The organism is Bacteroides sp. 90-K9/2 (assembly GCF_047310725.1).
GTDB classification, from domain to species: Bacteria; Bacteroidota; Bacteroidia; order Bacteroidales; family Bacteroidaceae; genus Bacteroides; species Bacteroides vicugnae.
Window position 1 is genome coordinate 155,208 of sequence record NZ_JBCGVL010000005.1, and the last position, 16,770, is coordinate 171,977.

At 44.0% G+C, this 16,770-nt stretch carries 17 protein-coding genes; 14 read left to right on the forward strand and 3 right to left on the reverse strand.

Going from position 1 to position 16,770, the window contains the following annotated elements; genetic code table 11:
* Window positions 1-58 precede the first annotated feature (58 nt).
* The 10 genes from AAHJ11_RS13495 to AAHJ11_RS13540 are packed head-to-tail and all read left to right on the forward strand — an operon-like array spanning window position 59 to window position 9,309.
* Complete coding sequence (locus AAHJ11_RS13495) at window positions 59-712, forward strand: hypothetical protein (RefSeq protein WP_032936321.1); 654 nt, start codon at window positions 59-61, stop codon at window positions 710-712.
* Window positions 713-737: 25 nt separating this feature from the next.
* On the forward strand, window positions 738-1,388 hold the full coding sequence (locus AAHJ11_RS13500; protein WP_413579707.1) for a DUF5045 domain-containing protein: 651 nt from the start codon (window positions 738-740) through the stop codon (window positions 1,386-1,388).
* 32 nt (window positions 1,389-1,420) lie between these two features.
* Window positions 1,421-2,548, forward strand: coding sequence for a membrane protein (locus tag AAHJ11_RS13505; protein ID WP_007835262.1), 1,128 nt, complete (start codon window positions 1,421-1,423; stop codon window positions 2,546-2,548).
* An 18-nt stretch (window positions 2,549-2,566) separates the two neighbouring features.
* The gene (traK, locus tag AAHJ11_RS13510; protein ID WP_005649285.1) at window positions 2,567-3,163 is read left to right on the forward strand and encodes a conjugative transposon protein TraK; all 597 of its coding nucleotides are present in this window, start codon (window positions 2,567-2,569) and stop codon (window positions 3,161-3,163) included.
* A gap of 12 nt (window positions 3,164-3,175) precedes the next feature.
* Window positions 3,176-3,664, forward strand: a complete 489-nt coding sequence (locus tag AAHJ11_RS13515; RefSeq protein ID WP_007835260.1) for a hypothetical protein — start codon at window positions 3,176-3,178, stop codon at window positions 3,662-3,664.
* Window positions 3,661-4,872 (forward strand): conjugative transposon protein TraM, encoded by a 1,212-nt coding sequence (gene traM / locus AAHJ11_RS13520; RefSeq protein WP_007835250.1) that lies wholly within the window; start codon window positions 3,661-3,663, stop codon window positions 4,870-4,872. Before AAHJ11_RS13515 ends, traM begins: the two co-directional genes overlap by 4 nt.
* A 50-nt stretch (window positions 4,873-4,922) precedes the next feature.
* Entirely contained in the window at window positions 4,923-5,810 is an 888-nt protein-coding gene (gene traN / locus AAHJ11_RS13525) for a conjugative transposon protein TraN (RefSeq protein WP_007835248.1), read from the forward strand.
* A 3-nt stretch (window positions 5,811-5,813) separates the two neighbouring features.
* Window positions 5,814-6,287, forward strand: coding sequence for a hypothetical protein (locus AAHJ11_RS13530; protein ID WP_007835239.1), 474 nt, complete (start codon window positions 5,814-5,816; stop codon window positions 6,285-6,287).
* Between the two features lie 20 nt (window positions 6,288-6,307).
* Window positions 6,308-8,617: a type IV secretory system conjugative DNA transfer family protein gene (locus AAHJ11_RS13535; RefSeq protein ID WP_007835237.1), complete on the forward strand. Its 2,310-nt coding sequence runs from the start codon at window positions 6,308-6,310 to the stop codon at window positions 8,615-8,617.
* 11 nt (window positions 8,618-8,628) lie between these two features.
* Window positions 8,629-9,309, forward strand: coding sequence for a TraX family protein (locus AAHJ11_RS13540; protein ID WP_007835235.1), 681 nt, complete (start codon window positions 8,629-8,631; stop codon window positions 9,307-9,309).
* Window positions 9,310-9,318: 9 nt separating this feature from the next.
* Here AAHJ11_RS13540 and AAHJ11_RS13545 read toward each other — a convergent pair whose 3' ends face one another.
* The 3 genes from AAHJ11_RS13545 to AAHJ11_RS13555 all read right to left on the reverse strand — a co-directional run bounded on the left by AAHJ11_RS13545 (window position 9,319) and on the right by AAHJ11_RS13555 (window position 12,988).
* Window positions 9,319-10,389, reverse strand: coding sequence for a hypothetical protein (locus AAHJ11_RS13545; RefSeq protein WP_007835233.1), 1,071 nt, complete (start codon window positions 10,387-10,389; stop codon window positions 9,319-9,321).
* Window positions 10,389-12,281 (reverse strand): hypothetical protein, encoded by a 1,893-nt coding sequence (locus tag AAHJ11_RS13550; RefSeq protein ID WP_007835232.1) that lies wholly within the window; start codon window positions 12,279-12,281, stop codon window positions 10,389-10,391. Before AAHJ11_RS13550 ends, AAHJ11_RS13545 begins: the two co-directional genes overlap by 1 nt.
* A gap of 71 nt (window positions 12,282-12,352) precedes the next feature.
* Complete coding sequence (locus AAHJ11_RS13555; RefSeq protein ID WP_032936195.1) at window positions 12,353-12,988, reverse strand: glucosaminidase domain-containing protein; 636 nt, start codon at window positions 12,986-12,988, stop codon at window positions 12,353-12,355.
* Window positions 12,989-13,071: 83 nt separating this feature from the next.
* Here AAHJ11_RS13555 and AAHJ11_RS13560 point away from each other — a divergent pair, with 83 nt between their 5' ends.
* From AAHJ11_RS13560 to AAHJ11_RS13575, 4 genes are read left to right on the forward strand one after another with little or no spacing between them, the layout of a single operon-like run.
* Entirely contained in the window at window positions 13,072-13,857 is a 786-nt protein-coding gene (locus AAHJ11_RS13560) for a DUF4099 domain-containing protein (protein ID WP_007835228.1), read from the forward strand.
* An 11-nt stretch (window positions 13,858-13,868) separates the two neighbouring features.
* Window positions 13,869-15,176 (forward strand): DNA mismatch repair protein MutS, encoded by a 1,308-nt coding sequence (locus AAHJ11_RS13565; protein WP_413579624.1) that lies wholly within the window; start codon window positions 13,869-13,871, stop codon window positions 15,174-15,176.
* 29 nt (window positions 15,177-15,205) lie between these two features.
* A complete protein-coding gene (locus tag AAHJ11_RS13570; RefSeq protein WP_007835224.1) occupies window positions 15,206-15,436 on the forward strand; it encodes a hypothetical protein in 231 nt (76 codons plus the stop codon).
* On the forward strand, window positions 15,420-16,745 hold the full coding sequence (locus AAHJ11_RS13575; RefSeq protein WP_007835222.1) for an ArdC family protein: 1,326 nt from the start codon (window positions 15,420-15,422) through the stop codon (window positions 16,743-16,745). Before AAHJ11_RS13570 ends, AAHJ11_RS13575 begins: the two co-directional genes overlap by 17 nt.
* Window positions 16,746-16,770: the final 25 nt, after the last annotated feature.

Below are 16,770 nucleotides of genomic sequence, written 5' to 3' on the forward strand. Positions count from 1 at the left end.
TATGTATGAATTTGTTATGAAAATCAGGAATATAAGTATCATATCAGCCGGTATTATAATGCTGTTGCTGCCTGTAAAGGCTTCTGCTTTCATCATACCCAAAGACCTGCCGACCATCGAAGCACTCATAGCCCTGCACAAGGCCATAAAGAAGGACGAGGACAAGGCTCTGACAAGAGTGGTCACAAGCTATGGCGAGCAGTCGCTCATTGAGAAGGGTGCGGAAAAGTTCAATGATGTCCGGACCACTCTGGATACAAGGCTGAACAATGCCTATTCATACCTGGTGCTGGCCGGTGCCATTTCTTCAACGGCCAACTCACTGTATCAGCTGGTAACGGAATACAAGGACTTTACCGGTAATACTTTCAGCCATGTATCGAAGAAGCCTTTCGTGGCCTGGTATTATGCCGATGCCAACGTAGCAATATCAAGGGAGATACAACACTGCTACAGACTGTATGCAACCGTGGCCGCTTCGGGTATAAATCTGATGAAGGCTTCCATGGATGAGAAGCTGAATCTGGTAATGACACTGAAGGCTTCCATCGACAGGGCAAGGTACATCATAGACAATGCCAATCTGTACTGTTTCCTTGTCACGGACTGCGGATGGAAGCCGGACTATATCTGGGAGATACTGAACTCCAATGTGAAGAATGAGATAGCTGAGCGTGTAATCAACAAATGGAATCAGGGATATGCAGGTTAGAATTATGTTATTGTGCCTGTTCTGTATGGCAGTTTCAGGTACAGTCACTGTTGCCAATGCTCAAAGCATAGTCAGTGACAGTGAAAAGCAGAAGCAGTGGAAGTCAATGGAGAACGGTCCGTGGGATTTTGCTCCGGACTGGTATTACTTTTTCCTGCACAAGAAATACTCAGGTGCGGAAATGTACTGGAAATGGGACTGGTTCAACTCCGGATTCCGTGTCCGTTTCAAGGAACCAAAGTCTGATGTAAAACGTATCATGCCGGTGCGTGTGACTGCCGAAGAGACGCAGAGACAGAATATCAAAAAAGTGGAGAGTGAGCGCAAATATATCGAGGAACTGTATAAGGAAGAACTGGCAAGGGAGGCTGACAGAAATGTTGACCTGATGTATGCCACTTACAAGGACGAGTTCAACCGTATGCAGGACTGTATCACGGACGGACTGCTCTATTGTATGCAGAAGAGTGACGGCAAGCTCCGCTATCAGGTGGACGAGCTGAGCCGCCAGAATGAGATACTCTGTGCGGATATAGCCTATATACACAAAACCGGTGTCGGCTATGGACTGGAGAACGCCAAGCGGCAGAAGGCATATGAGGAAGCCAAATCCAGGATGGCAGAACTGGTCAACAGGACTGCACACCTTTGTGCCGTTGCCGCTACGCATTATTGAAAAACAAGTAAAAACAAATAACATTTTAAGATATGGATTTATTGTTTATTCCGCTGACAATAGGACTTCCGGCCATTGACGAAAGTCTGGAAAAGCTGCTGACGGCCATGGAGACATTTCCCAATGTGGCTGTTCTTGGTGATGCCGTTTCAATGGCAAAGGCTCTCGGTCTGTGCCTGGCCCTGTGTGTCGGTTCATACGAATGCTGGATGATGATGCTCGGAAGGCGTGGTATGGATGTCATGAAGCTGTTGCGCATCATCGGCATTTCCCTGTGTATTTCATCCTCTTCATGGATATGCTCGGCTTTGCAGATTCCGGGAAAGAGTCTGGAGTCCGCTACATGGGCTATGGCCAAGGCAAAGAACAAGGAAGTGGCGGCCTTCGAGCTGAAGGTGGCACAGAAACAGAGTGAATATCTCGACAGGCTGAGAACCGTACAGGACTCCATAGCCACGGCAAAGCAGGTGGCCGAAATCGGTCAGGATGCTGCCTGGTGGGACAAGCTGATATATAATGTGGAGAATCTAGGCTCGACCATCAACAACTACGCCCAGAGGGCTGCCGTGGCGGCTGAGACGAAGGTCAGTGAATGGATAAACGATGTAATACGCTTTGTCGGGGAACTGATTTTCCAGATGTCGTATTACGGGATGCTCGTGGCACAGAGGATTTTCATGGCCATCATGATGATATTCTGTCCGATCATGTTTGCCCTCTCGCTGGCACCGCCATGGAACTCGGCCTGGAGTCAATGGATGTCCAAGTTCCTTTCCCTCTCATTATGGGGATTCGTGACCTACATGTGTATCTATTATATAGACTTCATCCTTCTTTATAACCTGCAGCAGGATCTGGTGGCATACGACCATCTGCTTCATGGCTCGGTAAACTCCTGGGAACAGATTGGCGCACTGGGACTGCAGGGAATAGGCTCCAACTGTATGTATGCCATGGGTATGCTCGTGGGTGCCTATATCATACGCTTCGTTCCTGAAGTGGCTTCATGGCTGATTCCGGGAGGTGTAAGTTCGGGTACGGGTTCCGTTGCCGGTTCGGCTGCAATGGGCATCACTTCGGCTGCAGGTGGTATGGCCGGAAGTATGGCAGGTTCTGCCATGAAAGGAACGGGTTCAGCTGTCAGGTCATTGGTCAAATAACTTAAAATCTTTCATTATATGCTTATCGAATCACTTGCACAGAAAACCAGACTGGCCATGATGACGGTATTTGCGGTAATCGGAGGCTGCACCGTCATCTGTGCCTTTACGGTCTGGTGCTGCATTTCCCTTGTCAATGAGGAAAGGCAGCAGATTTATGTACTTGACGGAGACATTCCGTTTCTTGCCGAGCGTGCACGGCTGGAAGCCAACTTCACCATGGAGGCCAAGGCGCACATACAGTTATTCCACCAGTATTTCTTCAATCTGCCGCCCGACAACGACTATATCAAATGGACGGTAGGGAAAGCAATGTATATGGCTGACGGGACTGCGCTGAAACAGAAACAGGCCATGGACGAGAACGGTTTCTACTCGGACATCATTTCCTCTTCGGCTGTCTGTACCATCATGTGTGACTCCATTCAGTTTGACGAACATGAACGGAAGTTTACCTATTACGGTACGCAGCTTATCAAGCGCAGGACCAGGGATATCAGACGCTCGATGGTGACAACAGGTTACATCGAGTCCGTACCGAGAACAAGGAACAATCCCCACGGTCTGCTCATTACCGGCTGGAGGACTCTTGAAAACAGGGATTTGGACTATTGATATACGGATATTATGAAATCATTCAGAAAAAAGATACAGGAAAGCCGTCTGAAAACACATCTGCTTGTCAGGTCGTGGTTGCAGCCCAAACTGGGTGTCATCGGAACAAGATACCGTCTGGCCGCAAGAATCAGACTGGCCAACAGATGGGCGGCTAAACATCCGAAAACGACATTCGCAGGTGTAGCGGGAACGCTGCTTCTGCTACTTGTCAGTACTTTTGCCATAGATTCCGGCAACGGGAAACAGAGTGAACCGGATGTCAGTTCGATTACCAATATGGAACCGGTGTTTCAGGGATTCCGTACCATCCAGGCAAACAAGGACATTCACCGCAGTGCATTGACGGACATGACGGTAAAGGGACAGTTACTGCATCATGAACTGGACTCCATGATTGCCATACCTGTAAAGAGCCGTGAGGATTCCTTGCGGATCATCCTCAAATACCGGCAGCTGGAAAATATAGTCAAATCCATTAAAAACAATGATAACCCATGATTAAGATTAATTTCAAACAGCCCAAGTATATCTTTCCGCTGGTCATATTCGTTCCGCTGTGCGCACTGGTATACTTTGTGATGCAGACCTTCTCCGGCGGTGAGGAGACTGCCGGAACGGTAGCTACAGACCGTATCAACATGGAACTTCCCCAGGCCAATGCAGAGGAAGCCGGAGACAAGATGTATGAGATGTCCAGACGTTTCGGTGACGAGGATGCCTTCACAGCTGTCAGCGGTATCGGAGAAGAAGAACAGAAGAAGGAGGAACTGGAACACGGGTACAGCGAGGAGGAATTGAACCGTCTGGATGCTGCTGAAGCTGAAAGACAGCGGCAGCAGAGGGAACTTGAAGAACTGGAGCGTTCCCTTGCCGAATCAAGAAAGCATATCAATGCATATGCTTACGGAAACGGTCCTTCGGGAAACAGTGAAACAGGTTACGGAGGTATGGGATATTCCTCACAGGACGAGTTTGCACGTGACCTTGAAGAGATTCAGCGAAGGAGCTATGAACGGCAGAAAGCCATTGAAAGCGGACTGGGTATCAAAAACCCGGAAGCAGAAGAAGCGGAAAGAAAGCACAAGGCTGATTCCATAGCTAAAGTGCGTCAGGAGGAAAGGGAACGCAACCGTCCGAGTCTGGTAATCAAGTCTGATGACACCAATGCCGACAGGTTCAATACGGTTACTGCTCCGGATGAATTTGCCGAGAACAAGCTGATACGTGCCATGATTGACCAGACTACAAAGGCGCATGAAGGTACACGTCTGCGGTTCAAGCTTCTGGATGATGTGACGGTAAGCGGCACAAGGCTAAAGAAGGGAACTTACCTCTATGGAACGGTAACCGGTTTCGGACAGCAGCGTGTCAGGGCTTCCATAACCAGTATTCTTGTCGGCGACAGATTCATAAAGGTTAAGCTTTCGGTTTTTGACAATGACGGTATGGAAGGCTTCTATGTTCCTGAATCGGCTTTCAGAGATTTTATGAAGGATGCAGGTTCCAATACGGTACAACAGAATATCAGTTTTGAATCCAGTGACGGTTACGGTACTGGGATTTCCACGGAAGCTATTGCACTTCAGTCACTGCAGAACATGTATAACTCTGCAACTTCTGCCATATCTTCCAATATCAGAAAGAACAAGGCAAAAATCAAGTACAATACCATCGTTTATCTGATAAACTCGGAAGATGCACGCTGATATATCTGAATACAGCAAAGAAAATTATAGTAACATTTTAATATTCCAATATGAAAACCAGAATTATTCTGATAATATGCCTTATCACAGGCATAGCCGTACATCTGTCGGCCAACGAGAAGATATACATCAACCGGGAAGTGACCACGCACATTGTAATGCCGGAGAACATTAAAATGGTGGATATTTCCACTACTAAAATTATAGGCAACCAGTGTACAGACAATATAGTCCGCATCAAGCCTTATCTGGAGAATGATTCCATATCGTCTGAAGGTTACAGCGAAAATGAACTGCTGGGTACACTCACCATTATCGGTGAGCGTCATATCGCCCAGTATGACATCCTATATACCGAATCACCCAAATATGCTTCTACCATCTACAATGTATCCTACAATGAGACACAGTCCTATATCAATCCGGAGGTTTCCATGCCGATGGCCGAGATTGCACGATATGCCTGGGCTGTCTATGGAAGCAGGAGAAAGTTCAACCAGATTGTATCAGACAAAAACGGAATCAGGGCATACATCAACAATATCTATTCCATCGGTGACTATTTCTTTCTGGACTATACGCTGAAGAACAGGACCAGGATTGCATACGACATTGAGGAGATAAGGGTAAAACTTACTGACAAAAAGGAAACAAAGGCAACCAACTCACAGACCATAGAGCTTACTCCTGTATTTTCCATGAACAACACCAGTAAGTTCAGGAAGGACTACAGGAACGTGCTTGTGATTCCGAAACTGACTTTCCCTGAAGAGAAGGTGCTTCGTCTGGAGATTTCCGAGAACCAGATTAGCGGACGTGTGGTGGTACTCACCATCGAGTATGAGGACATTCTCAATGCGGACGGTTTCGACTCGGATATTCTGGACGATGCCGACTATTACCCCTACTATTATATTGATCATTCCATAAAAAGATAGGCCATGAAGAAGATTCTGTTCATTCTGTTTTGCTCGGTTGCATCCATCGGTGCATCGGCACAGACCGGAAAGGTTTCCGTCAATGCCGGATTCCTTTTTCCAAGTACGCTGAATGCCACTTTGGGTTATGAGTATCCGCTTTCATACGGAAATGCGGTCGAAGTATATGGTGAGGTCGGGAATCACTGGCAGAAGCCGGTATGTCACAATTTCTGGAAAGGATATTTCTGGGATGGAGGTATGGTTTACAAGCACCGTCTGGCACGGTACAAGAACGGCATGATGCGCCTTCGTCTGGGGTCTCAGTTTGGTGCAGTACAGAAGAAGTTCTTCTTCGGGCTGGAGGCCGGATTTGAATACAGCTATGTGTTCCGCAGCGGACTGGAGTTTTCAATAATCCAGAAGAACAATGTGAACTTCCTGCATGGGGATACCTTTCGCAACGGTCTGCTGCTGGGTATAAAGATTCCTTTCTGACAATATAAATCTTACGGCGTATGGCATTTGAGGAGACAAGGGAACAGCAGCAGATGTACAACTACTTCAGGAGCTGCATCTATATCTTTCTGATTATTGAAATCATCATGAACCTGCCTGTTACGGCAGACAACAGGGTTACTCAGTTCGTACTCGACCTGCTGGCACGGTTCAGGGTATTCAATTCCGTATCGGGATGCAAGGTGACCGAACTGATATGCATCTGTATTGTCTGTATCGGCACAAAGGCTGAAAAGTCCCTGAAGTTCAATGTAAGGACAATGGTCATCTATCCGGTACTGGCCGGTCTGACACTTGTAGGACTTTGTTTTGTATTCCATGGCATGAGTTTTGGATTCAACTGGATGGGATTTCCTGCCAACCGTCTTCTGTATGCGGTATGTTCGGTGGTGGGTACCATGCTGGTGCATCAGGGACTGGACGGCATAGCCAAGTATTACAACTATAAGGTTGGTGAGGACCGTTTCAACTTTGAGAACGAATCGTTCCAGCAGTCGGAAACGCTGGTCAGCAATGATTACTCAGTGAACATTCCGATGATATACTACTGGAAAAAGAAGATGCACAAAGGATGGATCAATATCATCAATCCGTTCCGTGGTACGATTGTACTGGGTACGCCGGGTTCGGGTAAGTCTTTCGGTATCATTGACCCGTTCATCAGGCAGCACTCTGCAAAGGGCTTTGCCATGATGGTATATGACTTCAAGTTTCCGACACTTGCACAGACGCTTTTCTATCAGTACTGCAAGAACAGGAAAGTCGGTAAACTGCCTCAGAACTGCGGATTCCGTATAGTAAATTTTACCGATGTGGAATACTCCAACCGTATCAATCCGATTCAGCGGAAATATATCCCGGATCTGGCTGCCGCTTCTGAAACGGCGGCTACTCTTTTGGCCTCACTCAACAAGGGAGGTGGAGAGAAGAAGGGCGGTTCGGAAGCTTTCTTTACCAACTCTGCGGAAAACTTCCTGGCTGCCATCATATATTTCTTTGTGAACTTCCATCCGGTCGGGTTCAGGAACGGGAAGAAGCTTAGACGCTTCATATCACTGGAGGGAAAGAAGCTGGAGATTGTCATACGCAACTGGGATGACTTCAATGCCATCGACAAGGACGGCAATGTGGTGCTTGATTTCGTGGATGAGAACGGCAATGACGTATCGACTGACGAGGACCGTATGTTTGTTGACCTGAACGGATACAGCTATAAGGACAGGACCAGCAGGAAGATTCTGATTCAAAGGTGCTGGTATGAGGATGAGCATGGCAATGAGGTGGAACCGGATACCGTAACCGGAGAGTTCTCGGATATGCCGCATGTGCTTTCATTTCTTGGAAGACCATACGACCAGGTATTCAATATCCTGATGCAGGATGACAGGATTGCTTCACTGATGGCTCCGTTCAAGAGTGCTTACGAAAACAAGGCGAATGACCAGCTGGAAGGTATGGTCGGTACGCTACGTGTGAATGCTGCACGCCTTGTATCTCCGGAAGCATACTGGGTATTCACCGGGGATGATTTCGACCTGAAGATTTCTGACAGGGTAAATCCGAGTTATCTTGTAATTGCCAATGACCCGGAAAAGGAACAGGTTATCGGCTCGCTCAATGCCCTGGTACTGAACCGACTGATTACAAGGGTAAACTCAAAGGGCAATATACCGGTGAGCATCATCGTGGACGAGCTTCCGACACTGTACTTTCACAAGATAGACCGTCTTATCGGTACGGCTCGTTCCAACAAGGTTGCCGTAACTTTAGGTTTCCAGGAGCTTCCACAGCTGGAAGCTGACTACGGTAAGGTCGGTATGCAGAAGATTATCACCACCTGCGGTAATATCTTCATGGGTGCGGCACGTAACAAGGAGACGCTGGAGTGGGCACAGAATGATGTATTCGGAAAGGCAAAGCAGACTTCACGCTCCATTTCCATCAATGACCACAAGGTATCAACCACAATATCTGAGAAGATGGACTTTCTGGTTCCCGCAGCCAAGATTGCGGATATGGCTACCGGCTGGCTGGCCGGGCAGGCTGCACGTGACTTTACGGCTACTGATGACAGTATGCTTGACCATTTTGACATCGAGCAGTCGGAAGAGTTCAAGACTACCAAGTATTTCTGCAAGACACACTTTGATATGAAAAAGATTAAGGACGAGGAAAAACACTATGTGGCTCTACCCAAAATCTATGAGTTCAAGAACGACAAAGAGAAGGAAATCCTGCTCAACCGTAACTTCAAGCGTGTGAACCAGGAAGTGGAGGATATGGTAAAGGAACTTCTCGGTATCAGTTAAATATTTAATTTATGAATATGACCTTAAAACCGGCATTCGGACTTAGCGGCAGTGCCCTGAAAGTCATTGCCATGATTTCCATGGTGATAGACCATATTGCTCTCTATCTGTTGGAGCACGGTACCGTATTATACGAAACGATGCGCTGTATCGGGCGCATCGCTTTTCCTGTGTTTGCCTTCCTGATAGCAGAAGGATTTATCCATACAAGAAGCAGGTACAGGTATTTCTTTACTCTGCTGGGCTTTGCCGTAATCAGTGAAATACCCTGGTATCTGCTGAATGGTGCTGACGGGACATATAATGTGATGTTTACACTGGCTTTGGGCCTGGCCACACTCATGGTTCTTGAAAATCTTCTGCAACGTAGTCTGGTACTGGGATTTCTTTGGACACTTGGCATGGCCGGACTCGCTTCATGGCTTGGAGTGGATTATGAGTGGAGAGGGATTCTGATAATTGTTGCCTCTTATCTTTTTAATGGATATGGTCACTCTTTCACATATAGCAGAGATATGCAATTTTTTTGCACATTTGCTTTGGTGATACACTATGGGGTTATTGGTGCTGTAATGGCCTGCATGATTCTTTATGTATATAATGGAACAAGAGGATTTGTGCAGGGAAGCATAGCTAAATATGGTTTCTATGCTTTTTACCCTGTACATCTATTATTTATATCAATGAATTGAAACAATCATTTATGCAGCTTTATAAAATTCATTTCTTAAATTTTCATATGTTACAGAAATATCATTACTTGCTTCTATAACAGAATCTACTATGTCACTTGAATTACCTTTTGGTATTATTCTACGTTCTGCCAATTCTTTAAGAAATTTAGTAGTAGTTCGTAATAAGTATAAAAGGTCATCAGGTATTTCTTTAATATTGTTATAATATTTTACAGAAATTATGTTTAGGATGTTTTCAATAGTTGGAATAAACTTTGAATTAATATCTGTGTATATATTAGCAATATTATTTAAAGCTATTGAAAGATTTTTAATTTTTTGATTGTCACTATTCATCTTTTCAAATACTAATCTTGATTGTTTTTGTATTTGAGAAAATTTTTCTTCTAATTGTTTTATTTTCTTTTTCACAAGAATTGGCGTTAATATATAAGGGAATACTGGTATCATAGGAATATATTCCAATATTTGTGCATATTGGTCATTCTGTATTAATTGGAATTCTTTATTTATATAACTGAATTCCTCATTCATTTTGAATATTCTATAATCTATAAACTCCATAGGGTAATCACCAAGCTGACTATCTATACCAAGTTCACATAGTTTGTTTACCACTTTCTGAAGTATATAGTCTTTCATAATAGGTTTACGTTTATTTATTATATCTATTTGTGCCTGGACATCACAGATATACTTTTCATGGCTCTCAACATAATTTATATATTCTTTTTTAGCTGTTTTGATATATTCTGTTATGTTTTTTCTTATCTTCGCAAGTTTCTTTCCAGGGAAAATAAAATCAGAAATAATATCCCATACTACATCTAAAATTGCATTAGGTATATTGGGGACACAATTAATATAGCGAGCCCCCGGATACATAGAAGCTAGAATCCAATTTTGCGTTTGAATAGACTTTGAAAGAAAATCCTTATCCTTCTTAAGGTCATTCACATTATTACCATACTTCATTATTAGTTTTACATTATCATTATTTAAGATAATCGTTGAAGCATATGATGACGATACGGTATATTTAATAATGTTTCTAATTTCTGAATCTATTGTTTTCATTACATATCCCAATTTATAGTTCCTTTTTTTCTTTGCTCGTTAAACTCATAAAAATTATTGTAACCCAAGTCTATCTTTAAAAATCTTGCTAAGGCTAAAGTTTCTTTGCTTGCTGTTGAATAATCTGAGTTTTCAATTGCTTCTGAAAATCTGTTTAAAATCTGACGTGATTCAAGACTGTATTGTCTCATTTTTTCAATAACGATTTCATTCATGTTATTTGTGGCTTGCTGAATATCATTAATTCTTTCATCAAATAATTCTTTTATTCTTGTATTTCTTTTTTCTGCTTTTACATTAAAAACATCAGCTTTATCTAAAAGATAAAATACCAGCATCGAAGCTAACCCAGAAAGCAACGTTGATATAGATCCTCGTAAACTTTCGGGTATGACAGGTAATTTTTCGAGCATAGAATCAATCCAAATACCACAAAATGCTGCTGCGCTGGCTCCAAAAATTTTAAGTATAGCATCACCTTTTTCTGCCGGTGTAGATTTATTGGCATTTTCTCCAAATAGTACGCTGTAAGATTGCATCATAATCTTAATTCCCTCCTTAATTATTCTAAAAGCATGTTTGAAAATACCAACAAACATTCCTAAAATTCCTTCAAGAATAGCAGAAATAAGATTCTTCAAATTATCCATTATGGAAGAGAATGCATTACCGAGATCTGAAATCTGGTTCCATACATACTCTTTAACTCGACCAAACCGAATAGAGAATGCATCTTTATAGGTGTAAGCATTTACGCCTTCTATAAAACCATTTAGTATGGAATCTTTCATTTCAAAATAAAGAGGTTTTATCATAAAAAGAATAGCAGATCCCATTGCGTACATCATAGTTTGATTACCTGCATTTGCTAAGTTCTCCTTATGAATTTCATAAGCTTTCCCATGTGCCAGTTCCTTGTCTAATGTTTCTCTCTCATCTTTAGTTAATTTACGCCCTAATTCTTTTTCTTTCTGCTGGTATGATTCCTTCCGTTTATCTCTATCAGCTTGTCCCTGCCCCAATAGATTCTTAATAACTGTTTTATTTATACCATTTTCCAAGGCCTGTTTTGCTTCCTGTTCCATTCTAATCATATTAGCCTTCTGCTCTGGTGTTAATTCAATATAATCTTTTCCTTGGGATTTTAGTATTTCTTGTTGCTCAATAAATTTGCTGTTGGACATGTCTCTTTTAGGATTATTGATTCTTCGTCCTGTAATAGCCAAATTATCCTCTGAATTTGCAATTCGTTTTATATCACCATCACTGAGACCGGCATTATTTTGGAGTTGATCAAAAATCTGCTTTAATGGTACAATATGGTCAGTTTCTGCATTATACAAATTATTGGGATCATTCCTCCTCAAATCAGGGTTATTCTTTTTAGCAGTAATATTTTTTTCACCTGTATATTCATCCGTTAAATTTTTAACAGTTCCAGCATCTTCAACTCTTTTCTTCTTGTAGCGCCCCATTTCGCTAGGATTTTCGTATATCGTTCGATTATAGTTAGGGCGATTATTAATACCCCATTTTTTGTTGATATTTTCCTGGTTGTAATTTTCAACAAAAGTATCTGGCAATAGATATATTGCTTGTCCGTCATAATTAAAAGTACGACATTCCAACATCACACGGTTTGCGTTCAAACCTAGTTTACGTGTAAATCCTTTAAAAATCGGTAGCATTAATAAAGAGTCAACAATTGATGTCATTACAGGAGTAACCACATTGTTAATCATGTCTTCTTTTTGAAAATCCTTATTGATTCGTTCAAGCATATCCTGCGCAGATTCACAGTCATATTGTTCTAACTGCATTAAAAGGAATGGTACCTCTAATGGAGAAGCTTCATTTATTTTTTTTTGAAATTGCTCTATATCTAAACTCATAATAATCAAATTTGTATTCCTTTTACAAAGTTATTTATATCGATCAGAACAGCAAATTCTTTTGACTTATTTCAAAGGCTTTTTAGTATACAATATATGGCTTTTTTATACATAGGATTTTCTGCATACCCAATTTCTTCAAGCCAAAGCAGATAGTTACCCCCTTTATACTTGTATTGCACTTTAGTATAATAAGCCTGGACACTTTCCGTCCAATGATTGAATTCATAGTATTTCCCTGTACGTGGATTGGTAAGTCCGAAAAGATTGTGTTTGTTCCGGCATACTGAAGAATGGAACCATCCGGTTTCCAGTATAGCCTGAGCCAATACGATTTTAGGATATAGGATTCCGTTTCTTATGATTTCTTTATAAAGGTTGGGGATGGTAAGTTCAGGAAAATGATTTTCTGATTTAGTAATATCATCTGTTTTCTTTTGCAGTTCTGTTTTTAGGGATGCTTTCTTGTCACTATTCCGGCTAATATTTTCCAATTTTTTCTTATTGTCCGGTCCGACAATCAGGGTATCCTTTACCATCATCTTATTCTTTTTGCCTTCTGTAACATCCTTTCCAGCATGGTTATAAGCCTCTTTTTGTCTTTCTGTTGGCAGAATTTCCGAATCTCTGGTTATCGTATAGAACTGTGCCGATACGCTTACCGGCAGCAGCATTAACAGCAGTGAAATCAGAATAGTGTTGTGCATTTCTTTTTCAGGAGATTGCCGTGAATACATTTGTGGCATTCAGGCGATTAGAACCGCAAATATAACAGCTTAATTACAGTAATATGGAAATGCACAACAGAAATCAGTCCGGTTTGTTGCCATACGAAAAACTGGCAATACTGGGTATCGACCGTGAAAAGGCGGATAGTTTACCCATGGAAGTGAAGGAGAAGCTGATGGCAGGTGAAGTGACTCCCATCATGCAGGTATCCATCAACGCCAGGAACGGCAGCATCATCACCATGCCGATGAAGCTACAGATGACTACAGACAAAAACGGTGCTCCGGCTCTTATTGCCTATCCGGTACGTGCCGAACTGGACCGGGAACGCAACAAGGTTCTCAATCTCACTCAGCAGGAGGCTGAACGCCTGGCCAGAGGTGAGGTAATTCAGAAGGCGATCAATGTGAACGGTGAAAAGACTCAGCAGTATCTGCAGCTTGATCCCGAAACGAAATCCGTCATTCACAAGCGTGTCACTGACATCAAGCTGGAGCAGCGTCTGAAGGACATGGAGAAGGTAAACGACATTGAACTGGGTATGCAGCAGAAGCAGCAGGTACGGGAGGGAAAACCTGTTGAACTGAATGTGGGCGGCGAGAAGGTTTCAGTCGGCATTGACCTGAAGGAGCAACAGGGATTCAAGCTTATCAAGGGTGACATGAAGGAATGGGAAAGACAGCAGAAGCTCCGCTATGACGAGATTCATCCTGAATATCTTGGTCTTGTCATGACTGACAAGAACCGTTGGGAGTATCAGAAGGTGGTGGACAAACAGTCCGTTGAGCGTGCCATTTCACTCTCTCCATCCTGGAAGGAAACAAAAGCAAACAGCCTTAAACTCTAATACTGATTCTTATGGCCCCAAAGACAGATTCAGATAATGATAACGGTATCATCCGGCAGTTCAACGAACTGAAGAAGAAGCATCCGGATGCCATGCTACTGTTCAGATGGAACAGTTTCTATGAACTCTATAAGCAGGATGCCGTAAAGGCTGCCGCAGTGCTTGCCATCGAAATTGCAGATAGGATTCTGCCTGATTACAAGAAACCGGTAAAGGTTGCATCATTCCCTCAATCAGCACTGGACATTTATCTGCCCAGACTAATACGTTCTGGAATAAGGGTTGCAATCTGTGATGCCTTGGACAATCCTTTGAAGAAGAAGGCCAGACAGGACAAGGCTGAAAATAATGACAGAACCATTCAAAACAATACAGATATGGGAAAGAAGAAAAAGGAACAGGGTGCGCAGGAAGTTCCTGACAGAACAGTGGAGAACACTGTCGATGTAAAACCTGCAAGGGAAAAGAAGTCGAAGGCCAAAGCTGAGACCGGGACGGATAATGAGGTAAAGACCGAAAAGAAGGACGAACAGAAAACGGAGACAGCCCAGGAACGCAAGCCCCGTGAGCCGCAGATGGTGACGGCCAACGGTCAAAAGGTTACTCATGGTCATGCCTACCAGAGTGCCACCAATCCTGCCGACTGGTACTTTACCGCAAAGATTGACGGACAGCAGCTCAAACCCCAGAAGATGGAAGCAGCCGACCTTGCGGCCTATCAGAACAAGGAAATGACGGTGCCGCAGCTGATGGAACGCTACTATCCGACAAAGCTGATGCCGAAGGTATCTGAGGAAGCCTTCCGTATGCCAATGGAGATTGCAGGACCAGACGGTTCTATAACCGTAAACAAGTTTAATGTCTATAAGGAGAAGGACGAGCAGCGTCCTGACTTTGGGAAATACAAGTTCTATGTTCAGGTTGGAGATACGAACATGTCAGCCGTGGCTTCACGCCAGGACCTGAATGCCTACTTTGACAGGGTGGCCACTCCAAACCAGCTTATTGAAAAGAACTTCGGGGAACGTCTGCATCTGAAATCCGCATACGAGAAGTATCAGCTTCCTGAAGGTGTTGACCCCAAGGGTGTACGTGTAGCCAAGGACAGGAATGACAACAAGTGGAAGGTATCGGTTGACCTCGGAGAGAAAGGACAGACTTCCCGGCATGAAATCTCCTTCGATGACGGCTATTCGCTTTTCAAGACCAAGACGGCCACAAGGGAACAGATTGCAGCCAAATATCTGAATACGGAGATAACCGGTATGCTTGCCGCCAATACCGCAAAGGTGGAGAAAACGGCTTCTATGAAAATGTAACATAATCAGAAAACTAAAATACAAGTTATATGTCAGCTAAAAAGAATCATGAGGAGCTTGTGGAGCTTCTGCAGGAGGGCAAAATCGGTTTCCTCCGCTTTGTTATGGACAGTGAGAATGCAGATGATTATCTGGAATGGTGCCGTTCACACGGTACAGACCCTTCGGATGAATCGGCTGAGTTCTATGTGGAACAGACGGACATCGAGCAGATGGACCGTCAGGTAATGGATGACGACAGCTATGGCATTTGGAACTGACTCTCAGGGAAACAGCGGACAGGCGGCCATAGACCGCTTCGCTGCAATGATGATTGAGCGTATGCAGCAGATGAAGGATACCGGATGGAAACAGGGATGGATTGGCGGCGCATCAGGTTATGCCGGACTGCCGCAGAATGTGGGTGGCCGCAACTATTCCGGTTCAAATTCCTTCTTTCTTCAGATGCATACCGCAGCCATGAACTACCAGCTTCCGGTATATCTGACCTTCAAGCAGGCACATAACCTGAAGGCTCATGTCCTGAGGGGTGAAAAGGCCTTCCCGGTAGTGTACTGGGATATGATGATAAAGGACAGTCACGGCAAGAGGATAAGCACGGAGGAATACCGTGCAATGAGCAAGGAAGAGAAGAAGGATATGGATGTCATTCCTTTCATCAAGTCATTCCCGGTGTACAATGTGGCTCAGACCAATCTGGCAGAAGTACAGCCGGAGAGGATGCAGAAGCTCATGGACAGGTTCAAGGTTCCGGAACTTCGGGATACGGAAGGTATGTACACCCATGCCGCACTCGACCGTATGGTAGAGACGCAGCAGTGGCTATGTCCGATACGTGCCGATAAGCGTGAGAACGGTGCCTATTATTCTCCCTCAAAGGATATTGTAGTGCTGCCCATGAAGGCGCAGTTCAATATCGGTGATTCTCCGGAAGAAACCTACCGTGGTGGAATGGAGTATTATTCTACTATGCTCCATGAAATGACTCACTCCACCATGACACCGGAGCGTCTGAACAGGGAGATGGGCGGCAGGTTCGGTGACCCGAAATATGCCAAGGAGGAGCTGGTGGCGGAACTTACGGCTGCCATGATCAGCCATTCCATGGGCTTTGATTCCAGGATAACGGACAACTCGGCTGCCTATCTGGACTCATGGATTGGTGTACTGAAACAGGAACCGAAGTTTATCGTATCAGTCATGGCTGACGTGAACAAAGCTTCCGACCTGATTCTTGACCATGTGGATAAACAGCGTCTGGCTCTCGGCGAACAGCCTTATCTGGCAAAGAATGACCCGCTGACTTCAATGAGTGCTGACGAAGAGAAATCTTTCAAGAATGCGGCCATTGTCAAGACCCGTTCCGGAGACTATGCCATCCGTGCGTCATACGATGGTGTGGAGCTGGGGCTGAAGAAGGTTTCCAAGGAAACGGCCAAAACATTCTTCCAGCTTACGGACTGGAAGGACAAGGAGGCTTTCCTGAACATGACGGCACGGAAGACATACGAACCGGAGATTACTATGATGAGTAGGAACCGAAATGCCGGTACAGGACTTGGTATATGAAATCTGTATAACATCTTAAATCGGA

Coding starts and splice junctions, on each gene's coding strand:
- traN (WP_007835248.1), top strand. CDS start 4,923: ATGAAAACCAGAATTATTCTGATAATATGCCTTATCACAGGCATAGCC.
- traK (WP_005649285.1), top strand. CDS start 2,567: ATGCTTATCGAATCACTTGCACAGAAAACCAGACTGGCCATGATGACG.
- AAHJ11_RS13565 (WP_413579624.1), top strand. CDS start 13,869: ATGGCCCCAAAGACAGATTCAGATAATGATAACGGTATCATCCGGCAG.
- AAHJ11_RS13545 (WP_007835233.1), bottom strand. CDS start 10,389: ATGAAAACAATAGATTCAGAAATTAGAAACATTATTAAATATACCGTA.
- AAHJ11_RS13530 (WP_007835239.1), top strand. CDS start 5,814: ATGAAGAAGATTCTGTTCATTCTGTTTTGCTCGGTTGCATCCATCGGT.
- traM (WP_007835250.1), top strand. CDS start 3,661: ATGATTAAGATTAATTTCAAACAGCCCAAGTATATCTTTCCGCTGGTC.
- AAHJ11_RS13560 (WP_007835228.1), top strand. CDS start 13,072: ATGGAAATGCACAACAGAAATCAGTCCGGTTTGTTGCCATACGAAAAA.
- AAHJ11_RS13575 (WP_007835222.1), top strand. CDS start 15,420: ATGGCATTTGGAACTGACTCTCAGGGAAACAGCGGACAGGCGGCCATA.
- AAHJ11_RS13505 (WP_007835262.1), top strand. CDS start 1,421: ATGGATTTATTGTTTATTCCGCTGACAATAGGACTTCCGGCCATTGAC.
- AAHJ11_RS13535 (WP_007835237.1), top strand. CDS start 6,308: ATGGCATTTGAGGAGACAAGGGAACAGCAGCAGATGTACAACTACTTC.
- AAHJ11_RS13515 (WP_007835260.1), top strand. CDS start 3,176: ATGAAATCATTCAGAAAAAAGATACAGGAAAGCCGTCTGAAAACACAT.
- AAHJ11_RS13550 (WP_007835232.1), bottom strand. CDS start 12,281: ATGAGTTTAGATATAGAGCAATTTCAAAAAAAAATAAATGAAGCTTCT.
- AAHJ11_RS13570 (WP_007835224.1), top strand. CDS start 15,206: ATGTCAGCTAAAAAGAATCATGAGGAGCTTGTGGAGCTTCTGCAGGAG.
- AAHJ11_RS13495 (WP_032936321.1), top strand. CDS start 59: ATGCTGTTGCTGCCTGTAAAGGCTTCTGCTTTCATCATACCCAAAGAC.
- AAHJ11_RS13500 (WP_413579707.1), top strand. CDS start 738: ATGGCAGTTTCAGGTACAGTCACTGTTGCCAATGCTCAAAGCATAGTC.
- AAHJ11_RS13540 (WP_007835235.1), top strand. CDS start 8,629: ATGAATATGACCTTAAAACCGGCATTCGGACTTAGCGGCAGTGCCCTG.
- AAHJ11_RS13555 (WP_032936195.1), bottom strand. CDS start 12,988: ATGCACAACACTATTCTGATTTCACTGCTGTTAATGCTGCTGCCGGTA.